20 protein-coding genes are annotated in these 22,792 nt (G+C 63.1%); 16 read left to right on the plus strand and 4 right to left on the minus strand.

All coding sequences use genetic code 11. From position 1 onward, the window contains the following. Positions 1-63: 63 nt before the first annotated feature. Positions 64-1,071: a substrate-binding domain-containing protein gene (locus tag I6G90_RS15195; protein WP_042059491.1), complete on the minus strand. Its 1,008-nt coding sequence runs from the start codon at positions 1,069-1,071 to the stop codon at positions 64-66. A 202-nt stretch (positions 1,072-1,273) separates the two neighbouring features. Between I6G90_RS15195 and galE the strand changes: the two genes are divergently transcribed. The 5 genes from galE to bacA all read left to right on the plus strand — a co-directional run bounded on the left by galE (position 1,274) and on the right by bacA (position 6,535). Beyond that, positions 1,274-2,287, plus strand: coding sequence for a UDP-glucose 4-epimerase GalE (galE, locus tag I6G90_RS15200; protein WP_197928163.1), 1,014 nt, complete (start codon positions 1,274-1,276; stop codon positions 2,285-2,287). A 60-nt stretch (positions 2,288-2,347) separates the two neighbouring features. Continuing rightward, entirely contained in the window at positions 2,348-3,406 is a 1,059-nt protein-coding gene (locus tag I6G90_RS15205) for a UDP-glucose--hexose-1-phosphate uridylyltransferase (protein ID WP_197928164.1), read from the plus strand. Beyond that, on the plus strand, positions 3,403-4,551 hold the full coding sequence (gene galK / locus I6G90_RS15210; RefSeq protein WP_197928165.1) for a galactokinase: 1,149 nt from the start codon (positions 3,403-3,405) through the stop codon (positions 4,549-4,551). Before I6G90_RS15205 ends, galK begins: the two co-directional genes overlap by 4 nt. Before the next feature lie 64 nt (positions 4,552-4,615). Next, positions 4,616-5,605, plus strand: coding sequence for a galactose-1-epimerase (gene galM / locus I6G90_RS15215; RefSeq protein WP_197928166.1), 990 nt, complete (start codon positions 4,616-4,618; stop codon positions 5,603-5,605). Positions 5,606-5,719: 114 nt separating this feature from the next. After that, positions 5,720-6,535 carry an undecaprenyl-diphosphate phosphatase gene (bacA, locus tag I6G90_RS15220; RefSeq protein WP_182970014.1) on the plus strand — a complete coding sequence of 272 codons (816 nt, stop codon included), beginning with the start codon at positions 5,720-5,722 and terminating at the stop codon, positions 6,533-6,535. A gap of 77 nt (positions 6,536-6,612) precedes the next feature. Here the strand turns inward: bacA and I6G90_RS15225 are convergent, their stop codons facing one another. The 3 genes from I6G90_RS15225 to I6G90_RS15235 all read right to left on the minus strand — a co-directional run bounded on the left by I6G90_RS15225 (position 6,613) and on the right by I6G90_RS15235 (position 8,578). Continuing rightward, positions 6,613-7,308: a ChrR family anti-sigma-E factor gene (locus I6G90_RS15225; RefSeq protein ID WP_197928167.1), complete on the minus strand. Its 696-nt coding sequence runs from the start codon at positions 7,306-7,308 to the stop codon at positions 6,613-6,615. Continuing rightward, positions 7,301-7,870: a sigma-70 family RNA polymerase sigma factor gene (locus I6G90_RS15230; protein ID WP_005355542.1), complete on the minus strand. Its 570-nt coding sequence runs from the start codon at positions 7,868-7,870 to the stop codon at positions 7,301-7,303. The genes I6G90_RS15225 and I6G90_RS15230 overlap by 8 nt, the downstream gene beginning before the upstream one ends. Positions 7,871-8,011: 141 nt before the next feature. After that, positions 8,012-8,578, minus strand: a complete 567-nt coding sequence (locus I6G90_RS15235; protein WP_197928168.1) for an LON peptidase substrate-binding domain-containing protein — start codon at positions 8,576-8,578, stop codon at positions 8,012-8,014. A gap of 311 nt (positions 8,579-8,889) precedes the next feature. Here I6G90_RS15235 and argS point away from each other — a divergent pair, with 311 nt between their 5' ends. The 11 genes from argS to nirD all read left to right on the plus strand — a co-directional run bounded on the left by argS (position 8,890) and on the right by nirD (position 22,771). Next, positions 8,890-10,635, plus strand: a complete 1,746-nt coding sequence (argS, locus tag I6G90_RS15240) for an arginine--tRNA ligase (protein ID WP_197928169.1) — start codon at positions 8,890-8,892, stop codon at positions 10,633-10,635. Between the two features lie 3 nt (positions 10,636-10,638). Continuing rightward, complete coding sequence (locus tag I6G90_RS15245; protein ID WP_197928170.1) at positions 10,639-11,484, plus strand: SPOR domain-containing protein; 846 nt, start codon at positions 10,639-10,641, stop codon at positions 11,482-11,484. A gap of 188 nt (positions 11,485-11,672) precedes the next feature. Then, on the plus strand, positions 11,673-12,206 hold the full coding sequence (hslV, locus tag I6G90_RS15250) for an ATP-dependent protease subunit HslV (RefSeq protein WP_005340772.1): 534 nt from the start codon (positions 11,673-11,675) through the stop codon (positions 12,204-12,206). Between the two features lie 66 nt (positions 12,207-12,272). Beyond that, the gene (hslU, locus tag I6G90_RS15255) at positions 12,273-13,601 is read left to right on the plus strand and encodes an HslU--HslV peptidase ATPase subunit (protein WP_042059467.1); all 1,329 of its coding nucleotides are present in this window, start codon (positions 12,273-12,275) and stop codon (positions 13,599-13,601) included. Positions 13,602-13,859: 258 nt separating this feature from the next. Beyond that, complete coding sequence (locus I6G90_RS15260; protein ID WP_197928171.1) at positions 13,860-14,501, plus strand: TetR/AcrR family transcriptional regulator; 642 nt, start codon at positions 13,860-13,862, stop codon at positions 14,499-14,501. A 177-nt stretch (positions 14,502-14,678) separates the two neighbouring features. Then, positions 14,679-15,647: a secretion protein HlyD gene (gene hlyD, locus I6G90_RS15265; protein ID WP_197928172.1), complete on the plus strand. Its 969-nt coding sequence runs from the start codon at positions 14,679-14,681 to the stop codon at positions 15,645-15,647. Continuing rightward, a complete protein-coding gene (locus I6G90_RS15270) occupies positions 15,644-17,413 on the plus strand; it encodes an ATP-binding cassette domain-containing protein (protein WP_197928173.1) in 1,770 nt (589 codons plus the stop codon). Before hlyD ends, I6G90_RS15270 begins: the two co-directional genes overlap by 4 nt. Beyond that, on the plus strand, positions 17,410-18,519 hold the full coding sequence (locus I6G90_RS15275; RefSeq protein WP_139710516.1) for an ABC transporter permease: 1,110 nt from the start codon (positions 17,410-17,412) through the stop codon (positions 18,517-18,519). Before I6G90_RS15270 ends, I6G90_RS15275 begins: the two co-directional genes overlap by 4 nt. 3 nt (positions 18,520-18,522) lie before the next feature. After that, the gene (locus I6G90_RS15280; protein ID WP_197928175.1) at positions 18,523-19,611 is read left to right on the plus strand and encodes an ABC transporter permease; all 1,089 of its coding nucleotides are present in this window, start codon (positions 18,523-18,525) and stop codon (positions 19,609-19,611) included. Between the two features lie 296 nt (positions 19,612-19,907). Next, complete coding sequence (gene nirB, locus I6G90_RS15285; RefSeq protein WP_197928177.1) at positions 19,908-22,454, plus strand: nitrite reductase large subunit NirB; 2,547 nt, start codon at positions 19,908-19,910, stop codon at positions 22,452-22,454. Next, complete coding sequence (gene nirD / locus I6G90_RS15290; RefSeq protein WP_041202829.1) at positions 22,454-22,771, plus strand: nitrite reductase small subunit NirD; 318 nt, start codon at positions 22,454-22,456, stop codon at positions 22,769-22,771. Before nirB ends, nirD begins: the two co-directional genes overlap by 1 nt. The last annotated feature ends 21 nt before the right edge of the window (positions 22,772-22,792 follow it).

Below are 22,792 nucleotides of genomic sequence, written 5' to 3' on the forward strand. Positions count from 1 at the left end.
ATTAAAAATAGGTAAAACAATAATTGTGCAAGAAACGGCCCCGAACAGGGCCGCAAAAGGGGGCTATCCGGCCCGAACCGGTGCAACCGAGTGGCGATTGATCAGGGTGGGGGTATAGATCCGGCTCTGGGTCGCTTCACTCTCCCCCGCCGCCAGCTGAATAGCCAGCTTGGCCGCCTGGGCCGCCATCAGCTCGATGGGATAGCGCATGGTGGAGAGTTTGGGCCTCAGGTATCTGGCATAGATGATGTCATCGAAGCCCACCACCGAGACCTCCTCCGGCACTCGCAGGCCGTTGTCCGCCAGCACAGAGATGGCGCCAGCCGCCATGGCATCGTTATAGGCAACCACGGCGGTCACCTTGAGCCCCTTGGCTAGCAGGTTGAGCATGGCGCGCTCGCCCCCCTCCTCGTTCGGCGTGCCGCTCTCGATAAGCTCGGGATCGGCTGCCAGCCCAGCCTCCATCAGCCCATCCTGATAACCCTGCAGGCGCAAGGTGGCATCCTCGATGGCGTGATCCGAGCTGATAAAGGCGATATGGCGGTGGCCCAGCTCGATCAGATGACGGGTCGCCGTGGCGGCACCCAGCCGGTTGTTGAGGGCGATGCAGCGCCCTCTGAGGGCCGGAATATCGCGGTTGATCAGCACCATACCGGGCACCCGCATGGCGTAATCGCACAGTTCCTCGTCGCTCAGCGCCTTGCTGTGCACCACCAGCGCCTCGCAACGCTTGCCGATCAGCAGCTCGATCGCTTCACGCTCCTGACGCGCCTTGTGAAAACCGTTACCCATCAGCAGGTGGAGGTTCTGCTCGACGGCGATGCCGGAGACACCCTTCACCAGTGCACCGAAGAAGGGATCCGCCACGTCACCTACCACGACGCCCATGGTGTCACAGGTCTGGCTGACCAGAGCCCGCGCGTTGGCGTTGGGGGTGTAGCCCAGTTCGGCCATGGCCTTCTGCACCACTTCGCGAGACGCGGCGCTGGCCTTGGGGGAGTTGTTCATCACCCGTGAAACCGTTGCCACCGACACATTGGCCAAACGGGCGACATCCTTGATGGTGCTCATGCTGTTTTCACTTCTTTCACTGTGCAATAGAGCGCCATTATACCCAGCAAACCCATTGAAAACAGGGGTGAAATAAATATCTGCTGTCAGGATAATCACAAAAACAGTGTAATCGTTTACACTGTTTTGCAAGCAAGCTCACAGTTTGGTCGCCACACCCTCGGCTAGACTCCTTCCAGACACTTTTTCAGTGGAGAGCAAGATGAACGTTCTGGTCACCGGCGGCTGCGGATATATCGGCAGCCACACCTGTCTGGCCCTGCAAGCGGCAGGCATGAATCCCGTGGTAGTCGACAACCTCGGCAACAGCAAGCGCAGCGTGCTGGCCCGAGTCGCCGCCATCAGCGGCCAGCAACCCGTGTTCTATCAAGGGGATATTCGCGATGCAGCCCTGCTGGACCGGATCTTTGCCGAACAGCAGATCGATGCGGTGATCCACTTTGCCGCCCTCAAGGCGGTCGGTGAATCGACCCGCATTCCACTGGATTATTACGAGAACAACCTCGGTGGCACCCTCACCCTGCTGCAGGCGATGAAACGGGCTGGCGTGCACAATCTGGTGTTCAGCTCCTCGGCGACCGTCTACGGCGATCCTGCCAACCTGCCGATCCGCGAGGATTTCCCCCGCAGCGCCACCAACCCCTACGGGCGATCCAAGCTGATCATCGAAGAGATCCTCGAGGATCTGCAGCTGGCCGAGCCGCACTGGAGCATGACCCTGCTGCGCTACTTCAATCCGGTCGGCGCCCACGAATCGGGCACCATGGGTGAAGACCCGCAGGGCATCCCCAACAACCTGATGCCCTATATCACCCAGGTGGCCATCGGCCGTCGCGACTGCCTCTCGGTCTTTGGAAACGATTACCCCACCCCGGACGGCACCGGCGTGCGCGACTACATCCATGTAATGGATCTCGCCGAAGGACACGTCAAGGCGCTGCAACACTGCGCCGGCAAGGGTGGCGTGCACACCTACAACCTGGGCACCGGTCAGGGCCAGAGCGTGTTGCAGCTGGTCGCAGCCTTCTCTGCTGCCTGTGGCAAGCCGCTGCCATTTCGCATCGAACCGCGCCGCCCGGGCGACATCGCCGCCTGCTGGGCCGATCCGGCCAAGGCCGAGCGCGAGCTGGGCTGGCAGGCGACCCGCAACATCGACGCCATGTGCGCCGACAGCTGGCGCTGGCAATCCGCCAATCCGAACGGTTACGAGGAGTAGGTCTGCCTACTCCCCGTTAATAAACGACTTTAATTTTCCATATCTTATTCAGGAGAGATGATGTTCAACCCCGTCGATCATCCCCATCGCCGCTTCAACCCGCTGACCGGTCAGTATGTGCTGGTCTCCCCCCACCGGGCCAAACGCCCCTGGCAGGGACAGGTGGAGAAGGTGAGTCAGGCCCCCAAGCAGGCCCACGATCCCGACTGCTTCCTCTGCGCCGGCAACACCCGGGTCACCGGTGATATCAACCCCGACTATCAGGGCACCTTCGTTTTTACCAACGACTTCGCCGCCCTGATGCAGGACACCCCGGCCGCCGACAACGCAGGCGACCCCCTGCTCAAGCTGGAAGCCGCCCGTGGCACCAGCCGGGTCATCTGCTTCTCGCCGGATCACGGCAAGACCCTGCCCGAGCTGCCGCTGCCCACCATCGAAGGGGTGATCACCACCTGGATGGATCAGGTCGCCGAGCTGTCGGCCCAGTGGGAGTGGGTGCAGGTATTTGAAAACAAAGGGGCCGTCATGGGTTGCTCCAACCCGCACCCCCACGGCCAGATCTGGGGCAGCGACTTCCTGCCCAACGAGATCGCCCGTGAGGAGCAGCACCAGCGCGACTGGCTGGCCGAGCATGGCCGCCCCATGCTGCTGGAGTATGTCGAGCGGGAGCTGGCGGATCGCTCGCGCATCGTGGTGGAGACCGAGCACTGGCTCGCCGTGGTCCCCTTCTGGGCCGCCTGGCCGTTCGAAACCCTGCTGCTGCCCAAGGCACACGTGCCCTCCATGCTCAACCTGACCAAGGCCCAGCAACAGGATCTGGCGGTGGCGCTCAAGGAGCTCACCAGCCGCTACGACAACCTGTTCGAGTGCAGCTTCCCCTACTCCATGGGCTGGCACTTTGCACCGCCCAAATCGGACTGCCCCGAGGCGTGGCAGCTGCACGCCCACTTCTATCCGCCCCTGCTGCGCTCCGCCACCGTGCGCAAATTCATGGTCGGCTTCGAGATGCTGGCCGAAACCCAGCGCGACCTTACCCCCGAGCAAGCCGCCGAACGGCTGCGCGCCCTGAGCCCCATTCACTACACCCAGACCAGCCACACCAATGAGGAGGCCCTATGACCCCCAGCCAACGCGTCAGCACCGTTTTTGCCGAGCAATTTGCCAAAGCGCCCGATCTGCTGGTGCGCGCCCCCGGTCGCGTCAACCTCATCGGTGAACATACCGACTACAACGACGGCTTCGTGCTGCCCTGCGCCATCGACTACGAGACCTGCGTCGCCATCGGCCTGCGCGATGACCAGCAAGTGCAGGTGATCGCCGCCGACTACGACAACCAGCGCGACCAGTTCGACCTCGGCCAGCCCATCGAGCATCACCCCAGCCAGCGCTGGAGCGACTACATCCGTGGCGTGGTGAAATATCTGCAAGCGCGTGGTTATGCCCTGCGCGGCCTCGATCTGGTGGTCTCCGGCAACGTGCCGCAGGGAGCGGGGCTCTCCTCCTCCGCCTCACTGGAAGTGGCCATCGGGCAGGCCTTCAAAGAGGCGTTGGGGCTCGACATCAGCCAGGCCGAGATCGCCCTCAACGGCCAGCAGGCGGAGAACAAGTTCGTCGGCTGCAACTGCGGCATCATGGATCAGATGATCTCCGCCAGTGGCAAAACCGATCATGCCCTGCTGCTCGACTGCCGCTCGCTGGAGACCCGCCTCATCCCCATGCCAGCAGATCTGGCGGTGCTGATCGTCAACTCCAACGTGCGCCGCGGTCTGGTGGACAGCGAATACAACACCCGCCGCCAGCAGTGCGAGGCCGCCGCCCGTCACTACGGGGTCAAGGCGCTGCGCGACCTCGATCTGACCGGACTGGAAGCGGGCAAAGCCGGGCTGGATGATGCTTGCTACCGCCGTGCTCGCCACATCGTCGGTGAAAACGCCCGCACCCTGGCGGCCGCCGATGCGCTGGCGAGCCACGATCTGACCCGCCTCGGCGAACTCATGGCCGAGTCGCACGCCGCCATGCGCGATGATTTCGAGATCACCGTGCCCGCCATCGACGGTCTGGTGGAGATCATCAAGGCCAGGATCGGCACCGATGGCGGCGTGCGGATGACCGGCGGCGGCTTCGGCGGCTGCGTGGTCGCCCTGCTGCGCCCGGAGAAAGTGGCCGAGGTGATCGCCGCGGTCGAGGCGGAGTATCCGGCCATCTCCGGCCTCAAGGCCGACTGCTACGTCTGCCGTGCCAGCGCGGGGGCGGGAAAACTATGAGCCCATTTATGATGCAGGCCGACGGCTACGTCTGCCGGATCGGCAACACAGGTGCAGGCAAGTTATGAGCAGCGCCATGACGCCATTCGAGCTGGAAAACGAGGAGGGGCTGCGCCTGCGCGGCCTCAATTTCGGCGCCACCCTCACCTCCCTCACCCTGCCGGTGGCGGGCCAGCGCCGTGAAGTGCTGCTGGGCTGTACCGATGAGGCCTATCCCACCCAGCAGGTGTGGCTGGGTGCGGTGGCGGGCCGCTTTGCCAACCGCATTGGCGGTGCCGAGCTGGTACGCGATGGCCAGCGCTGGCCGCTGGATGCCAATCAGGCACCCAACTGTCTGCACGGCGGGCAGGCTGGCTTTCATCGCCAGCAGTGGCAAATCAAGGAGCTGGAGGCGGATCGGGTCAAGCTGGCGTTGCTCTCCCGGGCGGGGGATCAGGGCTTTCCCGGCAATCTGCGGGTCACCCTGGAGTACCGGCTGGAGCAGAGCGATCTGGTGGTGGATTTCATCGCCAGCACGGATACCGCGACGCCGGTCAGCCTCACCAGCCACGCCTACTTCAATCTCGATGGGCAAACCGATGGCTGCGATGTGCGTGACCACCTCATCAGCATCAATGCCGACCACTTCCTGCCCACCGACCCGAGCGGTTTGCCGATCGCCATCACTCCGGTGGAGAGGCCATTCGATCTGCGCCACGAGCGCCTTGTCGGGCAGGATTGGCTGAGCCATCCCCAGCAGCAACAGGCCAAGGGGTACGATCACGCGTTTGTGCTCAACGGACCGGCTGCCGAGTGTGCAGCACGGGTGGTTTCGGGGGATCGCCAGCTGGCGATGGAGGTCTACACCAACCAGCCTTCGCTGCAGTTTTACACCGGCAACTGGCTGGCCAATACCCCGAGCCGCAGCGGCCTGTCGCACCGGGATCACGACGGCTTCTGTCTTGAGGCGCAACAGCTGCCGGACAGCCCCAATCGCCCCGAACTGGGCAACCCCTGGCTGTTGCCGGGCGAGCGTTATCACCACCAGACCCGCTACCGTTTTATCCGCGACTGACTTAAAGGTTTCATGATTTTTACATAGCCTCAGCAGTCACAATCGAGCAAGATAAGCCGCCCCGAGACCCTTCCGGGGCGTTTTTACATCAACGAAGTAAGGATTGTTTGTTCGATGACTGACACTTATAGCCTGCTGGTCGCCTTTATTCTGGGCGTCGTCGAGGGGCTGACCGAGTTCCTCCCCGTCTCCTCCACCGGCCACATGATCATCGTCGGCCATCTGCTGGGCTTTGAAGGGCCCAAGGCCGCCACCTTCGAAGTGGTGATCCAGCTTGGCTCCATCCTCGCCGTGGTCGCCGTGTTCTGGCGCCGCCTGTTTGGCCTGATTGGCATCCACTTTGGCCAGAAGCCCTCTCAGGATCATGCCACCCTGTCGCTGATCCACGTCATCCTCGGCATGATGCCCGCCATCGTGGTCGGCCTCGCCATCCACAGCTGGATCAAGGCCCATCTGTTCGGGCCAGAGACAGTGATGTATGCGTTGATCGCGGGGGGTATCCTGCTGATCATCGCCGAGAAGTTCCGCCCTGCCGTCAGCGCCGAAACTCTGGATGACATCAGCTACAAACAGGCGTTCGGTATCGGTCTGTTCCAGTGTCTGGCCCTGTGGCCCGGCTTCTCCCGCTCCGGCGCTACCATCAGTGGTGGCATGCTGATGGGGATCAGCCGTCATGCCGCGGCTGAGTTCTCCTTCATCATGGCGGTGCCCATGATGATGGCGGCCAGCGGTCTGGATCTCTACAAGAGCCGCGACTTCCTCTCCATGGCTGACTTCCCGATGTTTGCGGTGGGCTTTATCACCGCCTTCGTGGTGGCCATGTTTGCGATCAAGACCTTCCTGGCGCTGATCCGTCGCCTCGACTTTATCCCGTTCGCCATCTACCGCTTTATCGTGGCGTTCGCCGTCTATCTGGTGTTTGTCGCCTGACCGGCAGCCTGCAATGAAATGACAAAAGGGACCAACTTGGTCCCTTTTTCTATGGCGAATCTATGAAGAGATTGAGCTCAGTAGAGGTGCTGGCTGATGCCGTTCAGCAGCCGCGACAGCCCCTTGGTGAACTGCACCGGCGCATCCTGCACCGTGTAGCAGAGGCAGCCATCCGGCGTGTGCGGACTGTGGGAGTGGCTGGCATCGCGCCAGATAAAATCTCCCGCCTTGTAAAGGGTATCGCCATCCTCGATAGTGCCCGCCAGCAGCAGGGTCAGCTCATAGCCCTGATGGGTGTGCTCGGGGATGCGGCCACCGGCCTCGATATGGAGCAGGCTGGCGCGCGCCCCCATCTCGTCCAGCGGCAAACTCTGCTGACGAATGGCCCCGATATGGCGCCACTTGGGCGAACGGTAGCGGGCCAGCACCCGTGGCAAGCGGTAGGCGTGACCGGCCACCTCCAGCTCGCCGGGCTGGGCTCGGGGCCGGTCATGTGTTGGCTCGGAGAGGGGCTCAGCCAGCGGCTGCGCCAGAATATCCGCCAGCATGGCGTCGAATCCGGCATCCAGCGCCACGTCATCGCGGGGAGCCAGCTCGGGCTCTGCTGGCGAGGCAAGATATTGCTGCGCCAGCTCCTCTTCAAATGTTTTCAGTCGGGCAGCACAATCGGGGCAGAGTTCGCAGTGGGCGGAGAGCCCCACCGCCAGCGGCAGAGGCAGCTCGTCGGCAGCGAAGGCGCGCAGCATAGGGTCGGTCGGATGGGCTTTAATCATGGCCTTGCTCCACTTGCTCTTTCAGTTTCTGTAACGCCAACCGGAGGCGGGACTTGATGGTACCGAGCGGCACGCCGAGTCGCTCCGCCAGCTCCTGCTGGGAGAACTCCTGCAGATAGATGCCGCGCACCACCTGCTGTTGCGGCTCCGGCAGGGTGCCCAGATAGTGGGCCATCTGACGGGTCAGCACCGCATCTTCCCCCCCGCTCAAGTGCTCCTCTTCAGCCTGAAACTCCAGCACCGGCCACAGCTCCTCGGCACAGAGATCCTCCTTGCTAGCGCGACGACGGCGCAGCATGTCGAAGCACTGGTTGCGCATCACGGTATAGATCCAGGTGGTCGGCGCCCCCTTCTCGGGGTGGTAGAGGCGCGCCTTCTGCCACACCAGCAGCATGGTCTCCTGCACCAGCTCCATGGCGTTGGCCTCGCTGCCGAGGTGGCGCAGGCCGTAGCTGCGAATGCGCGGCGCAAAGTGTTGGAACAGGCGGGCAAAAGCAGCCTTGTCGGCCTGTTCTGCCACCCTGATCAGCAGAGATTTGAGGTCGCCATCCGGGTTATCCATCACGGGCGAGGTCCTGCGTATGGTCGAGTGTGGTTGGCCAGTATATGCCATTGCGCCATCCCTTTGGTGTGCTGTCGAACATGCTGTGGTGATGACTGATACGGCGTTGTGGCGCTGGCGGATCAGCGGGTCAGGAAAAAATCAGTGGCTGGCCACCAGTACCCCCTTGAGCAGAGCGATGGCGGGCTGATTGTCGGCGGCGGCCAGCAGCAGTTGTTTCTGCTCGGGGGGGATCGGCAGCACCTCCAGCCAGCGCTGGGCCACCCAGTTGCCATCGTCCCAGCGGGGCGCGGGATAGAGGGCGGCATAGTCGGGATAGTCGGCAAATACCTCCCGCAGCGCCTCGACCAGCGGCAGCTGATCGGGATGGAGCCGCCGGGGCGGCCAGGCCGTCAGCGGCGTCACCTCGCCGATGCGCAGGCCGTCTGGCTCCTGCCACATATCCTCTATCTGCACCCGCTCCATCCCCTGCACCGTGATCCCCAGCATGCCGTCCGGCAGCCGGTCGAAATCGATGATGGTGACCCGGGTGGCGATGGGCAGCATGTTGCGCAGGGCATCGGGCTGGCGAGGGTCCACCATGCAGAGGGCAAAGCCGGACTCCCCCGCTTCGGCGATCATCCGCTGGTATCTCGGTTCGAAGATCCGCAGCGGCATGATGCCGCCGGGCAGCAGGTGGGCAGATAGGGGAAACAGCGCCAGTCGCATCGCAAACTCCTCGGTTGGGAACCTCTGTTGATACGCCGGGCCAGAGGGAGGAGATCATTCCCGTCATCGGGAAAGGAAAAACCCTTAGCAATCAGGGGAAAATAGCCTGGACAAGCCGCTTCGATATGCAGTAGAAATGGATAAGCACCGTAATTTCCGCCCAATATTCTGGAATATGGCGCCAAACGCAGTGAAATATCCGCCCGACAGCGAGCGGCGGGTCATCCCTATAGTTTTCTCGGGCCGATGCGGGTAAAATTCACGCCCTTATATATCAGTCATTTTTCGACGCGCAACCTTGGTGGTCAGTTATGAAAGAGCATATTCATCATCTACTTGAACAAACGGTAGCCAATCTCAAGTCAGCAGGCGTCCTGCCGGCGGACCTGGAAGCCCGCGTGCAAGTAGACCGATGCAAGGAAAAAGCTCACGGCGACCTGGCTACCAACCTGGCCATGCTGCTGGCCAAACCGGCCCGCAAGAATCCCCGTGAGCTGGCGGCTGCCATTATCGAGCACCTGCCCGCCTCCGACCTGATCGCCAAGGTCGAGATCGCCGGTCCCGGCTTCATCAACTTCTTCTTCGACCAGCGCTGGCTGGCCGGTCAGGTCGAGGCCATGGTGACCTCTGCCAACGCCAACGTGAAGTTGCCGACCCCGCAGACCGTGGTGGTGGACTACTCCGCCCCCAACGTGGCCAAAGAGATGGCGGTGCACCACATCCGCTCCACCGTACTCGGTGACGTGGCTGCGCGCGCGCTGGAGTTCCTCGGCCACAAAGTGATCCGTGCCAACCACATCGGCGACTGGGGCACCCAGTTCGGCATGCTGATCGCCTATCTGGAGAAGATGTCCAACGAGCACGCCAGCGACATGGCGCTCAAGGATCTGGAAGCCTTCTACACCCAGGCCAAGCGTTGCTACGACGAAGACGAAACCTTCGCCGAGCGCGCCCGTAACTACGTGGTCAAGCTGCAGGGCGGCGATGAGTACTGCCGCACCATGTGGAAGAAGCTGGTCGACATGACCATGGAACAGAACCAGATCAACTACGACCGCCTGAATGTCTCCCTGACCAACAAGGACATCATGGGCGAGTCCATGTACAACGACATGCTGCCGGAAATCGTTGCCGACCTGAAAGCCAAGGGGCTGGCGGTCGAGAGCGAAGGCGCTACCGTGGTCTTCCTGGACGAGTTCAAGAACAAGGATGGCGAGGCCATGGGCGTCATCATCCAGAAGAGCGATGGCGGTTTCCTCTACACCACCACCGACATCGCCTGTGCCAAATACCGTTATGAAACCCTGGGCGCCGACCGGGTCATGTACTTCATCGACTCCCGTCAGCACCAGCACCTGATGCAGGCCTGGACCATCACCCGCAAGGCGGGCTATGTGCCGGAATCTGTACCGCTTGAGCACCACGCCTTCGGCATGATGCTGGGCAAGGATGGTCGTCCCTACAAGACCCGCTCCGGTGGCACCGTCAAGCTGGTTGATCTGCTGAACGAAGCCGAAGAGCGCGCCGCTGCGCTGCTGGAGAGCCGCAACAGCGACCTCTCTGCCGAAGAGAAGGCCAACGTGGTCAACGCCATCGCCATGGGTGCGGTGAAGTATGCGGATCTCTCCAAGAACCGTACCACCGACTACATCTTCGACTGGGATATGATGCTGTCGTTTGAAGGCAACACTGCTCCTTACCTGCAGTATGCCTACACCCGTATCCAGTCCATCTTCCGCAAGGCCAACATCGATGCCGAGACGCTGACCGGTAATGTAACCCTGAACGAAGAGGCCGAAGAGGTACTGGCCCAGAAGCTGATCCAGTTCTCCGACGCGGTCAACGGCGTGGCAGACAAAGGCATGCCGCACCTGCTCTGTACCTACCTGTACGAGTTGTCCGGCAACTTCATGACCTTCTATGAAGCCTGCCCGATCAACAAGGATGGCGTGGACGAAGCAACCCGTCAGAGCCGTCTGCTGCTGTGCGCCGCCACCGCCAAGGTGCTGAAACTGGGCCTCGGCGTACTGGGCATCCATACCCTGGAGCGCATGTAATAGATGGCAACCCGGGATTATGTCGGCAGCCGCCCGCGACGTCGGGCGGGTGGCCGCAATACCAAGAAAGCGGCCCCTCGCCGCTTTCCTGTTATTCCAGTGCTGCTGGTCGTGGCACTGCTGGCAGGCTTTGGTGGCTTCCTTTACATGATCAATGGCAAGGGCAACGACGCCCCCACCATTGAGGAACAGGTAAAGGCCAACAAGCCAAAAGCGCAGAATAACGGGCTGCCTCAGGAGAAGTGGAGCTACATCGAACGGCTTGAAAACAAGCAGGTCGATATCATAGAGCCGCCGACCCAGCCGGGTGTGCTGCCGCCGCCCCCGGCAGATACCATGACCCTGCAGCCGGAAAAACTGCCGCAGCCGGTGCCGACCGACATTCCCCAACCGGGAACGCCCATCGGCCAGCCCAAGCCCTATCAGCCCAATCCGGCGACCACCCCTTCCACCTCTGGCGCACCGGTTGCCAGCGCGCAAGAGCAGGCGATCGACCGCAAGGCCGAACGGGAGCGGATGGAGCGGGAGATCCGCGCCGAGCTGGAACGGGAGCGCGCCGAAGCGGCCAAGGCCAAAGCGGCCACCCCGCAAGCCCAGACCGCTGCCGCCGACAGCGGTCGCTATATGATGCAATGCGCGGCCCTGCGCTCGCAGGATTCCGCAGAGTCGCTCAAGGCGCGCATCGCCTTCACCGCCGGTCTCTCTTCCAGCCTGCAGGTGATCAATGGTGCCAACGGCACCGTCTACAAGGTGATGGTCGGCCCCTTCAACGGCAAGGCGGCCGCCGACGCGGCCAACAGCAAGCTGCAGAGCTCCGGCATCAGCGGCTGCATTCCCAAGAAAGGGTAATCCGCTTACCGATGACGCAGGGCCGGGTGGCAACACCCGGCCCTGTTCTTTTGGTGCCACGCGCACCCACCCTGTTTGCTCCCCCCGTTTATCCCGACCAAAGGCAGGGTTGAAAAGCCCGTTTGCCATCCCCATCTTTCTTGCCATGCACAGTCAGGCCGTCATTCGGCTCAAGCGAGGTAAGTAAAGTGACTACCATAGTTTCAGTTCGCCGCAACGGTCAGGTCGTCATCGGTGGCGATGGCCAGGTCTCTCTTGGCAACACCGTCATGAAGGGCAACGCCCGCAAGGTTCATCGCCTCTATAACGGCAAGGTGCTGGCCGGTTTCGCTGGCGGTACCGCCGACGCCTTCACCCTGCTCGAGCGTTTCGAAGCAAAACTGCAGGCCCATCAGGGTAATCTGGAGCGCGCCGCCGTGGCGCTGGCCAAAGATTGGCGCACCGATCGCGCCCTGCGCCGCCTTGAAGCGCTGCTGGCCGTGGCCGACGAACACAAATCCTTCATCATCACCGGCAACGGTGACGTGGTGCAGCCGGAGCACGATCTCATCGCCATCGGCAGCGGCGGCAACTTCGCCCAGTCCGCCGCCATCGCGCTGCTGGAGAACACCGAGCTGGATGCCAGGACCATTGTCGAGAAGTCCCTCAAGATTGCGGGCGACATCTGCGTCTTCACCAATGGCAACCACACCATCGAAGTGCTGGATTATTCGGCGAAATAAGGCCACCAGCCAAACCCCATTCTCCAAGGGGTGGGCCCTGCCCGCCCCGGATACAGGAACACCATCATGTCCGAGATGACCCCGAGAGAAATCGTCCACGAGCTGGACAGACACATCATTGGTCAGGCCGATGCCAAGCGCGCCGTTGCCGTTGCCCTGCGCAACCGCTGGCGCCGGATGCAACTCGACGAAGAGATGCGCCATGAAGTGACCCCGAAAAACATCCTGATGATCGGCCCGACCGGTGTCGGCAAGACCGAGATCGCCCGTCGTCTGGCCAAGCTGGCCAACGCCCCCTTCATCAAGGTGGAAGCGACCAAGTTCACCGAAGTGGGCTATGTCGGCAAGGAAGTGGACAGCATCATCCGCGATCTGACCGATGCCGCCATCAAGCTGGTGCGCGAAACCGAGATGGAGAAGATGAAATACCGCGCCGAGGAAGCCGCCGAAGAGCGCATCCTCGATGCCCTGCTGCCCAACCCGCGCAACACCTGGGGTGAGGAAGAGAAAGCCGACAACTCCAACACCCGCCAGATCTTCCGCAAGAAACTGCGGGAAGGTCAGCTGGATGACAAGGAGATCGAGCTGGAGCTCTCCGCCTCCCCGATGGGCGTCGAAATCATGACCCCGCCGGGCATGGAAGAGATGGCCAACCAGCTGCAGGGACTGTTCCAGAACCTGGGCCAGAACCAGAAGAAGAAGCGCAAGATCAAGGTCAAAGAGGCCATGAAGGCACTGATCGAAGAGGAAGCGGCTCGTCTGGTCAATCCGGAAGAGCTGAAGCAGAAGGCAATCGCCGCAGTCGAGAACAACGGCATCGTCTTCCTCGACGAGATCGACAAGATCTGCAAGCGTGGCGAGAGCTCCGGCCCCGATGTCTCCCGTGAAGGGGTACAGCGCGACCTGCTGCCGCTGGTCGAGGGCTGCACCGTCAACACCAAGCACGGCATGGTCAAGACCGATCACATCCTGTTTGTCGCCTCCGGCGCCTTCCAGATCGCCAAGCCGTCAGATCTCATCCCCGAGCTGCAGGGCCGTCTGCCGATCCGCGTCGAGCTGACCGCGCTGACCACCGATGACTTCGAGCGCATCCTGACTGAACCGAACGCCTCCCTGACCGATCAGTACAAGGCACTGATGGCCACCGAAGGGGTCAACATCGAGTTCACCAAGGATGGCATCCGCCGTCTGGCCGAAGCGGCCTGGCAGGTCAACGAGCGAACCGAGAACATCGGTGCCCGTCGTCTGCACACCGTGATGGAGCGCCTGATGGAAGATATCTCCTACGATGCCTCCGAGAAGTCCGGCGAGACCTTTGTCATCGACACCGACTACGTCAACGCCCACCTCGGCAAGCTGATTGAAGACGAGGACCTGAGCCGCTTTATTCTGTAAGCGCGCCCCTCCCGATAAAACGCCTCCCTTCGCGGAGGCGTTTTTATTTCTCCACCGCCTCCGTCATCTGCCCGGGTTCTGGCCCTTATCTGCGGCAACCCGTTCAATCCCAGCGCATTTCCAAGCCTCCCCTTGCCAACGCCCGCCGTTTTTCATCCTTGCTGAAATCTGCTCAAAAAAAGATCTGTCTACTTCTGCGCAATTGATTTATACATACGTATAAATCAGATCAAAATCTGTGCAGCAGGAACCAAAAAGATGAATCCAACCCGGCAAAAACTGCTCGATACCGGTCTCGCCATCGCTACCGAGAAGGGGCTGCGCGGCCTGACGGTGCGCGAGCTGGCGGCGGCGGCCGAGGTGAACCTCGGCTCCTTCGTCTACCACTTCGGCAACCGCGACGCCTTTATCGACGAGCTGGTCGAGCTCTGGTACGCCCCCCTCTATGACGAGCTCAAGGCGGTGGCAGCCAAAGGCTCCTACCCCTCAGCCATCGCCACCTTTGAGGCGACCATGGAGGCGCTGATCGGGCTGGTGGTGCGCCAGCGCGGCTTTATCAACCACCTGTTTGGCGATGCGCTGGCGGGTGAAGGGGCGGCCCAGCGCTTTCTGCTCAGCCTGCCGCGCCGTCATCCCCTGCTGCTGATCGAACAGGTACGGATGGCACAGGCGGAAGGGTCGCTGGTCGCGGGTCACCCGCTCCAGCTGATGATCTTCATCATGGGCTCGGTCGGCCTGCCGCTGGTGATCGCCGGCAGCGGTCGTCAGCTAGGCTGGCTGCCCGAACAGGCCGCCCCCTTTCTCAGCCAGATAGACAACCCAGAGGCCGCCAGACAGCGGCTGGTATGGGCCCTGCGCGGCCTGCGCCCCACCGATATGAAGCAAGGAGAAGCGGCATGAAACAACGCATCGCGATGGTAGCTCTGCTGCTGGCCGATCTCAGTGGTGACCTCTGGTTGCAGAGCCATCCTCAAGGAGAAGTGCTATGAAGCAACGCATTGCGATGGCAGCTCTGCTGCTGGCCGTTCTCAGTGATTACCTCTGGTTGCAGTGCAATATTCCTCAAGGAGAAGCGGTATGAAGCAACGTATTGCAATCGTAGCCCTGCTGCTGACCGTTATCGGTGGCTACCTCTGGTGGCAGGGGCGCCCGGCCGACGGATCCATCCTCTACGGCAATGTCGATATTCGCGACGTCAATCTGGCTTTTCGGGTCGGCGGCCGCGTCGATCAGGTGCTGGTCGATGAGGGGGATAGCGTAAAAGCCGGTCAACTGCTGGCCCGCCTCGATCCGGTTCCCCTCACCCACAACCGCGACAGCGCCCGCGCCAATCTGGCTGCGCTCACTGCCGCCAACGCCTTGATCCACAAAGGCTATCGCAGCGAAGAGACCGACCGCGCCCGGGCCGCACTGGCTGCCGCCGAAGCCGCAGCGCTGGAGGCCGACCAGCAGTGGCGCCGCCAGAGCGCATTGGCAGCCACCGGCGCCATCTCCCGCGGTCAGCTCGATACCGCCCGCTCCCAGCGGGATCAGACCCAGGCGCAGGTGCGCTCCGCCCGCGAACAGCTCGCCCAGCTCGAAACCGGCTACCGCCCGGAGGAAATCGCCCAGTCTGATGCCCAGCTGGAAGGGGCCAAAGCAGCGCTCGCCAGTGCCGAACTGGCGCTGGCGGATGCCAGCCTGACCGCCCCCAGCGACGGCATCATCATCAGCCGCGCCGTCGAGAATGGCAGCATGGTGCAGAGCGGAGCGACCGCCTTCGACCTCTCCCTGACCGCGCCAGTCTGGGTGCGCGCCTATGTGGAGGAGCCCTGGCTCGGCCACTTCCCGAGCGGCGCCAAGGTGACCCTCACCACCGACTCGCGGCCTGATCAGCCCTATCACGGGGTGGTGGGCTTTGTCTCGCCCACCGCCGAGTTCACCCCGAAATCGGTGGAGACGCCTGACCTACGCACTCACCTCGTCTACCGGCTGCGCATCGTGGTGCAGGACCCCGACCCGGCCCTGCGGCAGGGGATGCCGGTCACCGTCAGGCTGGCGCCATGAGCTGCGCCATCTCTCTTGAGGGGCTCACCAAGCGCTTTGGCGAGCGGGTCGCCCTCAACGCCATCTCGGCCACCATTCCGGCTGGCGGCATCACCGGGCTGGTGGGCCCCGACGGCGCGGGCAAGAGCACCCTGCTGCGCCTGCTGGCCGGTCTGCTGATCCCCGAAGCGGGCACCATCCGGGTGCTGGGGCTGGACCCGGTGAGCGAGGGGGATCTGCTGCGCCAGCGCCTCGGCTACATGCCCCAGCAGTTCGGCCTCTACGAGGATCTCAGCGTGCTGGAGAACCTCACCCTCTACGCTGACTTGCGCGGCGTACTGGAGCCCGAACGCACGCCCACCTTCGCGCGGCTGCTCGCCTTCACCGACCTCGCCCGCTTCACCGCACGACCGGCGGGCAAGCTCTCTGGCGGGATGAAACAGAAGCTCGGGCTGGCCTGTGCCCTGCTCGGCACCCCGGATGTGCTGCTGCTGGACGAACCGGGGGTCGGGGTCGATCCCATCTCCCGCCGTGCCCTCTGGCAGATGGTGCGCGAGCTGGCAAAAGGGGGGATGACGGTGCTCTGGAGTACCGCCTATCTCGACGAGGCGGAGCTGTGCGACCACGTACTGCTGATGGCGGATGGCGAGGTGCGCACCAGCGGCACGCCAGCCGATCTGATGGGAGCCATGGCCAGCCGCTGCTGGCTGCTGGAGGCGGGGCAACTGGATGGCCGCGAGCGACGCGCCCTGCTGCGCCGGGCACTGGCTCACCCGGCGGTGATGGATGGCGCGGTGGCGGGGGAGCGGGTTCGCCTGCTGCTGCACCCGGGCATGACGCCCCCGCCGCTGACGGAGCTGCAGCTGGCCAACGGTGCCTTTCAACCGGCCCAGCCCCGGCTGGAGGATGCCTTTATCGACCTGCTCGGCGGCGGCCCCGGTGGAGAGTCGAGTCTGGCGGCCGGGATGCGGGAAGCCAAGCTGCCGCAGGGAGTCTCCCCCGAGGCGGTGATAGAGGCGCGCCACCTCACCAAACGCTTCGGCGATTTTGCAGCCACCGATGATGTCAGCTTTGCGGTGCGCCGCGGCGAGATCTTCGGCCTGCTCGGCCCCAACGGGGCGGGCAAGTCCACCACCTTCAAGATGGAGTGCGGCCTGCTGCGCCCGAGCGAGGGACAAGCACTGGTGACCGGCATCGATCTGGCCCACAGCCCCTCGGCGGCGCGCCAGCGCCTCGGCTACATGGCGCAGAAGTTCTCCCTCTACAAGCAACTTACCGTGGCGCAAAACCTCTCCTTCTTCGCCGGTATCTACGGCCTGTTTGGCCGCCACCAGCAGACGCGGATCGACGCCATGGTGACTGCCTTTTCCCTCGCTCCCTGGCTGGAACAGAAGGCAGAATCCCTGCCGCTCGGCCTGCGCCAGCGCTTATCGCTGGCCTGCGCCCTGCTGCACGAGCCGCCGCTGCTGTTTCTCGACGAGCCCACCTCCGGGGTCGATCCGGTGACCCGGCGCGAGTTCTGGTCGCACATCAACGCGCTGGCCGACCACGGCGTCACCGTGCTGGTCACTACTCACTTTATGGATGAGGCTGAGTATTGCGACCGCATCGCCCTCATCTATCGCGGCAAGCTGCTGGCGCTCGGCACCCCGGACGATCTCAAGGAGCTGGCCGCCAAAGAGGCGGCGACCTCTTTGCCAACCGGCTCCTTGCCAACCTCTTCATTACCAACAATGGAAGAGGCCTTTATCTCCCTGGTCGAGCGGGCCAGCGAGGAGGACGCATGAGCATCAACCGTCGGCGACTGCTGGCCCTCTGCCGCAAGGAGACGCTGCAAATCGTCCGTGACCCGAGCAGCATCCTCATCGCCTTCATCATGCCGGTGGTGCTGCTGGTGGTGATGGGTTACGCCATCAATCTGGATGTGGACCATCTGCGTCTCGGCATCTGGCGAGCCGACAGCGGCGCCCCGGCGGTGCGGCTGGAGCAGGCCCTGCGCGGCTCTACCGCGCTGGAGATCCACAGCGGGCCGAGCAAGGAGTCCCTGCTCGCCAGTCTGGCCCGTGGCGAGATCCGCGGCCTGCTGGTGATCGATGACGGCTTCTCCCGCGCCATGGCCGGTCAGGGCAATGGCACGCCACAGGCGCTGCTGCTGACCGACGGCTCCGAGCCCAACACCGCCAACTTCGTCACCAACTATGTGCAGGGAATCTGGCAGGGGTGGCTCGCGGGCGAAGGGGTTGCCATGCCGGTGTCGATAGAGAGCCGCGCCTGGTTCAACCCGGCGCTGGTGAGCCGCAACTTTCTGGTGCCAGGATCCATTGCGGTGGTGATGACCATCATAGGCGCCCTGCTCACCTCGCTGGTGGTGGCGCGGGAGTGGGAGCGCGGCACCATGGAGGCACTGCTCGCCACCCCGGTCACCAAGGGGGAGCTGCTGCTCTCCAAGCTGCTGCCCTACTATGGCCTCGGCATCATTGCCATGCTGCTCTGCCTGCTCTTCTCGGTGGCGGTGATGGCGGTGCCGTGGCGCGGCTCTCTGCTGCTGCTCTTTCTGGTCACCAGCGTCTTTCTCGGCAGCGCGCTCGGACTCGGCCTGTTCCTCTCCACCGTGATGCGCAGCCAGTTCAATGCCGCGCAGGCGGCGCTGATCGCCGCGTTTCTGCCCGCCGTGATGCTATCGGGCTTCGTGTTCGAGATCGCCAGCATGCCACCGCTGCTGCGGGCCATCACTCACCTCATTCCGGCCCGCTACTTCGCAAGCTCCTTGCAGACCCTCTATCAGGCGGGTAGCGTCTTCTCGATCTTGCTGGTCAACGGTTTTTGTCTGCTGCTGCTGGCCGGTTTCTGGCTGGCCCTGACCGCCCGCAAGACGCGGCGCACTCTGGAGTAACCCATGCTGATCCGACTCTGGTGGCTGATCCGAAAAGAGCTGCAGGCCCTGATGGGCAATACTCAGGGGCGCTTTCTGCTCATCATGCCGGTGCTGCTGCAGACCGCCCTCTTCCCCTTCGCCGCCACTCTGGAGGTGACCGGCAACACGCTGGCCATCTACAACCAGGATGGCGGCGCCCAGAGCCGCGAGCTGCTGGAACGCCTCACCCATATGCCCGCCTTCACCACCATCATTCCGGTGCAGGGCGAGGCGGGCATGACCGAAGCCATCACCGGGCAGCAGGCGCTGCTCGGGCTGATTATTCCGGGGGATTTTTCGCGCCGGCTGGCGCGGGGCGAACCGGCTAGGGTGCAGATGATTATCGATGGCCGCCGCTCCAACGGCGGTCAGGTGGCGGCGGGTTACATCAGTCAGGTGATCGCCCGCTGGCAAAGTGAGGGCAAGGGGCAACCCGAGCTGGCGGTACGCAACCTCTACAACCCCAACGTCGAGTTCCACTGGCATATCCTGCCGGCGCTGGTGGCCATCATCACCACCACTGGCTGCCTGATTGTCACCGCCCTCTCGGTCGCGCGGGAGCGGGAAGAGGGCACCTTCGATCAGCTGCTGGTCTCCCCCCTCACCGCAGGCTGGATCATGGCGGGCAAGGCGGTGCCCGGCATCATGGTGGCAGTGGGGCAAGGGTGCATAGTCGCGCTGGCCGCCCGTTTTGTCTTTCACCTCCCCTTTGCCGGCAGCCTCAGTTTGCTGATGGCGGGCATGGTCTGCTACGGGCTGGCGCTGGCCGGGATCGGGCTCTTCATCTCGTCGTTCTGCTCGACCCAGCAGCAGGCGTTTCTCGGAGTCTTCTCCTTCACCGTACCGGCTGTGATCCTCTCGGGCTACATCTCGCCGGTGGAGAATATGCCGCAGGTGTTCCAGTGGCTGGCGGCCATTGACCCCCTCACCCACTTCATCGTGCTGCTCAAGGGGGTCTTCCTCAAGGGGTTCGACTGGTCGGCCGCCTGGCCCCTGCTCTGGCCGCTGCTCGCCATCGCCGGCGTCACCCTGTCGCTGGCGCTCGCCATGTTCCGCCGCCATATCGCCTGACGCGCTATCTTGATCAGCTGATGCCGGTCTCGCCCAGCGCGAGGCCGGCCTTTTTTCGACAGAAGTCTTCACTCCCCGGTTTTTGCTAAACCGGGCTTGCTCTCCGCCATCCCTCACCCCGAGCCAGCCCATAAATCATCAACTGGTATACCTATTTTTGTATATCTTTGAATTTTATCGAATTACCCCTGACGAGATATATAAATAGACACTTGATTTGCATCAATTGCCCGCCCCGACTGACTGGGTAGCCTAGCCCCAGAATGATGTTTTATTACTCCAAACTAGAGGCAATCATGAGCAAAGTCAGACTGGTCGTTGTGGGCAACGGCATGGTGGGGCACCGCTTCATCGAAGAGTTGATCGAGCGGGCCGACCCGGGCCGCTACGAGATCACCGTCTTCGGTGCAGAACCCCGTCCCGCCTACGATCGCGTCCATCTCTCCTCCTACTTCTCCCATCACACCAGCGAAGATCTCTCCCTCGTCAAACCCGGCTTCTACGACAAGCACGGCATCCGCCTGCTGCTCGGCGAAGCGGTGAAAAAAATCGACAGGGCCAACCGCGAAGTGCACTCCAACAAGGGCACTGTGGTCGGGTACGACAAGCTGGTGCTGGCCACCGGCTCCTACCCCTGGGTGCCGCCCATTGCGGGCAGTCAGCACCACGAGTGCTTCGTCTATCGCACCATCGAGGATCTGAAAGCCATCCGCAGCGCCGCCAGGAGCGGCAAGAGCGGGGTGGTGATCGGGGGCGGCCTGCTTGGCCTCGAAGCCGCCGGCGCCCTCAAGGCGCTGGGTCTCGAGACCCATGTGGTGGAGTTTGCTCCAGTGCTGATGGCCGAGCAGCTCGACGGTCAGGGCGGCCAGCTGCTGCGCCGCAAGATTGAATCCATGGGCGTGCAGGTGCACACCAGCAAGAGCACCAGCGAGATCCTGATGCATGGCGGTGAGCAGGCGAAGCACCGCCTCGCCTTTGCCGATGGCAGCCAGCTTGAAGTGGACGTGGTGGTCTTCTCCACCGGCATTCGCCCGCAAGATACCCTCGGCCGTTACGGTGATCTCGCCATCGCCGAGCGCGGCGGCATCGTCATCGACGATCACTGCCTCACCTCAGACCCCGACATCTATGCCATCGGCGAGTGCGCCGCCTGGCAGGGCCGCTTCTTCGGGCTGGTGGCACCGGGCTACAAGATGGCCCAGATCACCGTCGACCACCTGCTCGGCGGCGACAGCCGCTTCGAAGGGGCAGACATGAGCGCCAAGCTCAAGCTGCTCGGCGTCTCCGTCGGCTCCATCGGTGATGCCCATGGCCGCACCCCGGGCAGCCACAGCTATGTGTTTCAGGACGACCAGGCTGGCGTCTACAAGAAGATCGTGGTGAGCGAAGACAACAGCCGATTGCTCGGCGCCGTGCTGGTGGGTGACGTGGAAGATTACGGCAACCTGCTGCAGATGATGCTCAACGCCCTGCCGCTGCCGAGCCACCCGGACACCCTGATCCTGCCCGCCTACGCCGGTGCCAAGCCGACGCTGGGGGTAGATGCCCTGCCGGAAAGCGCCCAGATCTGCTCCTGCTTCGACGTCTCCAAGGGCGACATCGCCAAGGCGGTGGCCGAAGGTCACACCACGCTGGCCGCCATCAAGCAGCACACCAAGGCCGGTACAGGCTGCGGCGGCTGCGTGCCGCTCATCAGTCAGGTGCTCAACGCCGAGCTGGTTAAGCAGGGCATCGAGGTCAACAACCACCTCTGCGCCCACTTCCCCCACTCCCGTCAGGAGCTGTTCCATCTGGTCAAGGTGGAGGGGATCAAGAGCTTCGACGTGCTGCTGGCCAAGCACGGTCAGGGCTATGGCTGCGAGGTGTGCAAACCGACCGTCGGCTCCATCCTCGCCTCCTGCTGGAACGAGCATGTGCTGAGCCCGCGCAATATCCCGTTGCAGGACACCAACGACATCTTCCTCGGCAACATGCAGAAGGACGGCAGCTACTCCGTCATCCCGCGCATGGCCGGTGGCGAAGTGACTCCGGAGGGGCTGCTGGCGGTGGCCGAAGTGGCCCGCGACTACAAGCTCTACACCAAGATCACCGGCGCCCAGCGCATCGGTCTGTTCGGGGCCCAGAAGGATGATCTGCCCGCCATCTGGCGCAAGCTGCTGGCAGCCGGATTCGAGACAGGTCAGGCCTACGCCAAGGCACTGCGCATGGCCAAGACCTGTGTCGGCAGCACCTGGTGCCGCTTCGGCGTACAGGACAGCGTCGGCCTCGGGGTCTTCCTCGAGAACCGCTACAAGGGCATTCGCACCCCGCACAAGATGAAGTTCGGCGTCTCCGGCTGTACCCGCGAATGTGCGGAAGCGCAGGGCAAGGACGTTGGCATCATCGCCACCGACGCGGGCTGGAACCTCTATGTGGGCGGCAACGGCGGCATGAAGCCGCGCCACGCCGACCTGCTGGCTTCTGACCTAGACCGCGAGACCCTCATCAAGCTGATCGACCGCTTTATGATGTTCTACGTCACCAGCGCCGACAAACTGCAGCGCACCTCGGTCTGGCTCGGCAATCTGGAAGGGGGTGTCGACTACCTGCGCGAGGTGATCGTCGACGACAAGCTGGGGCTGGCCGAGACGCTGGAGCGCGATATCCAGACTCTCATCAACAGCTACGAGTGCGAATGGTCGCGCACCCTCAACGAAGAGGAGGCGCTCAAGCGCTTCAGCCACTTCATCAACAGCGACAAGCGCGATCCGGATGTTCAGTTCGTCAGCGAACGAGACCAGCACAGACCCGCCACTCCGGCCGAGCGCATCCCCGTCTACCAGATCGAGGTGGAAACCAAATGATGAAACTTGCCTGCCAACTCAACGACATCCTGCCGGGAACCGGAGTCTGCGCACTCATTGAAGGTCGCCAGATCGCCCTGTTTCGCCCGAGCGCGGCGGCCGAGGTGTTCGCCATCGACAACCGGGACCCCTTCTTCGCCGCCAACGTGCTGTCGCGGGGCCTGATCTGCGAACACGACGGCGAACTCTGGGTGGCCAGCCCGCTCAAGAAGCAGCGCTTTCGTCTGAGCGATGGCCACTGTTTCGACAATCCTGCGATGTCGGTGCAGAGCTACCCCGTTGAAGTGCGCGACCAGCAGGTCTGGGTCGCTGTCTAACACCATGCATATCAGGGCTGC

Origin of the sequence: Aeromonas allosaccharophila (assembly GCF_016026615.1) — a bacterium.
GTDB lineage: Bacteria > Pseudomonadota > Gammaproteobacteria > Enterobacterales > Aeromonadaceae > Aeromonas > Aeromonas allosaccharophila.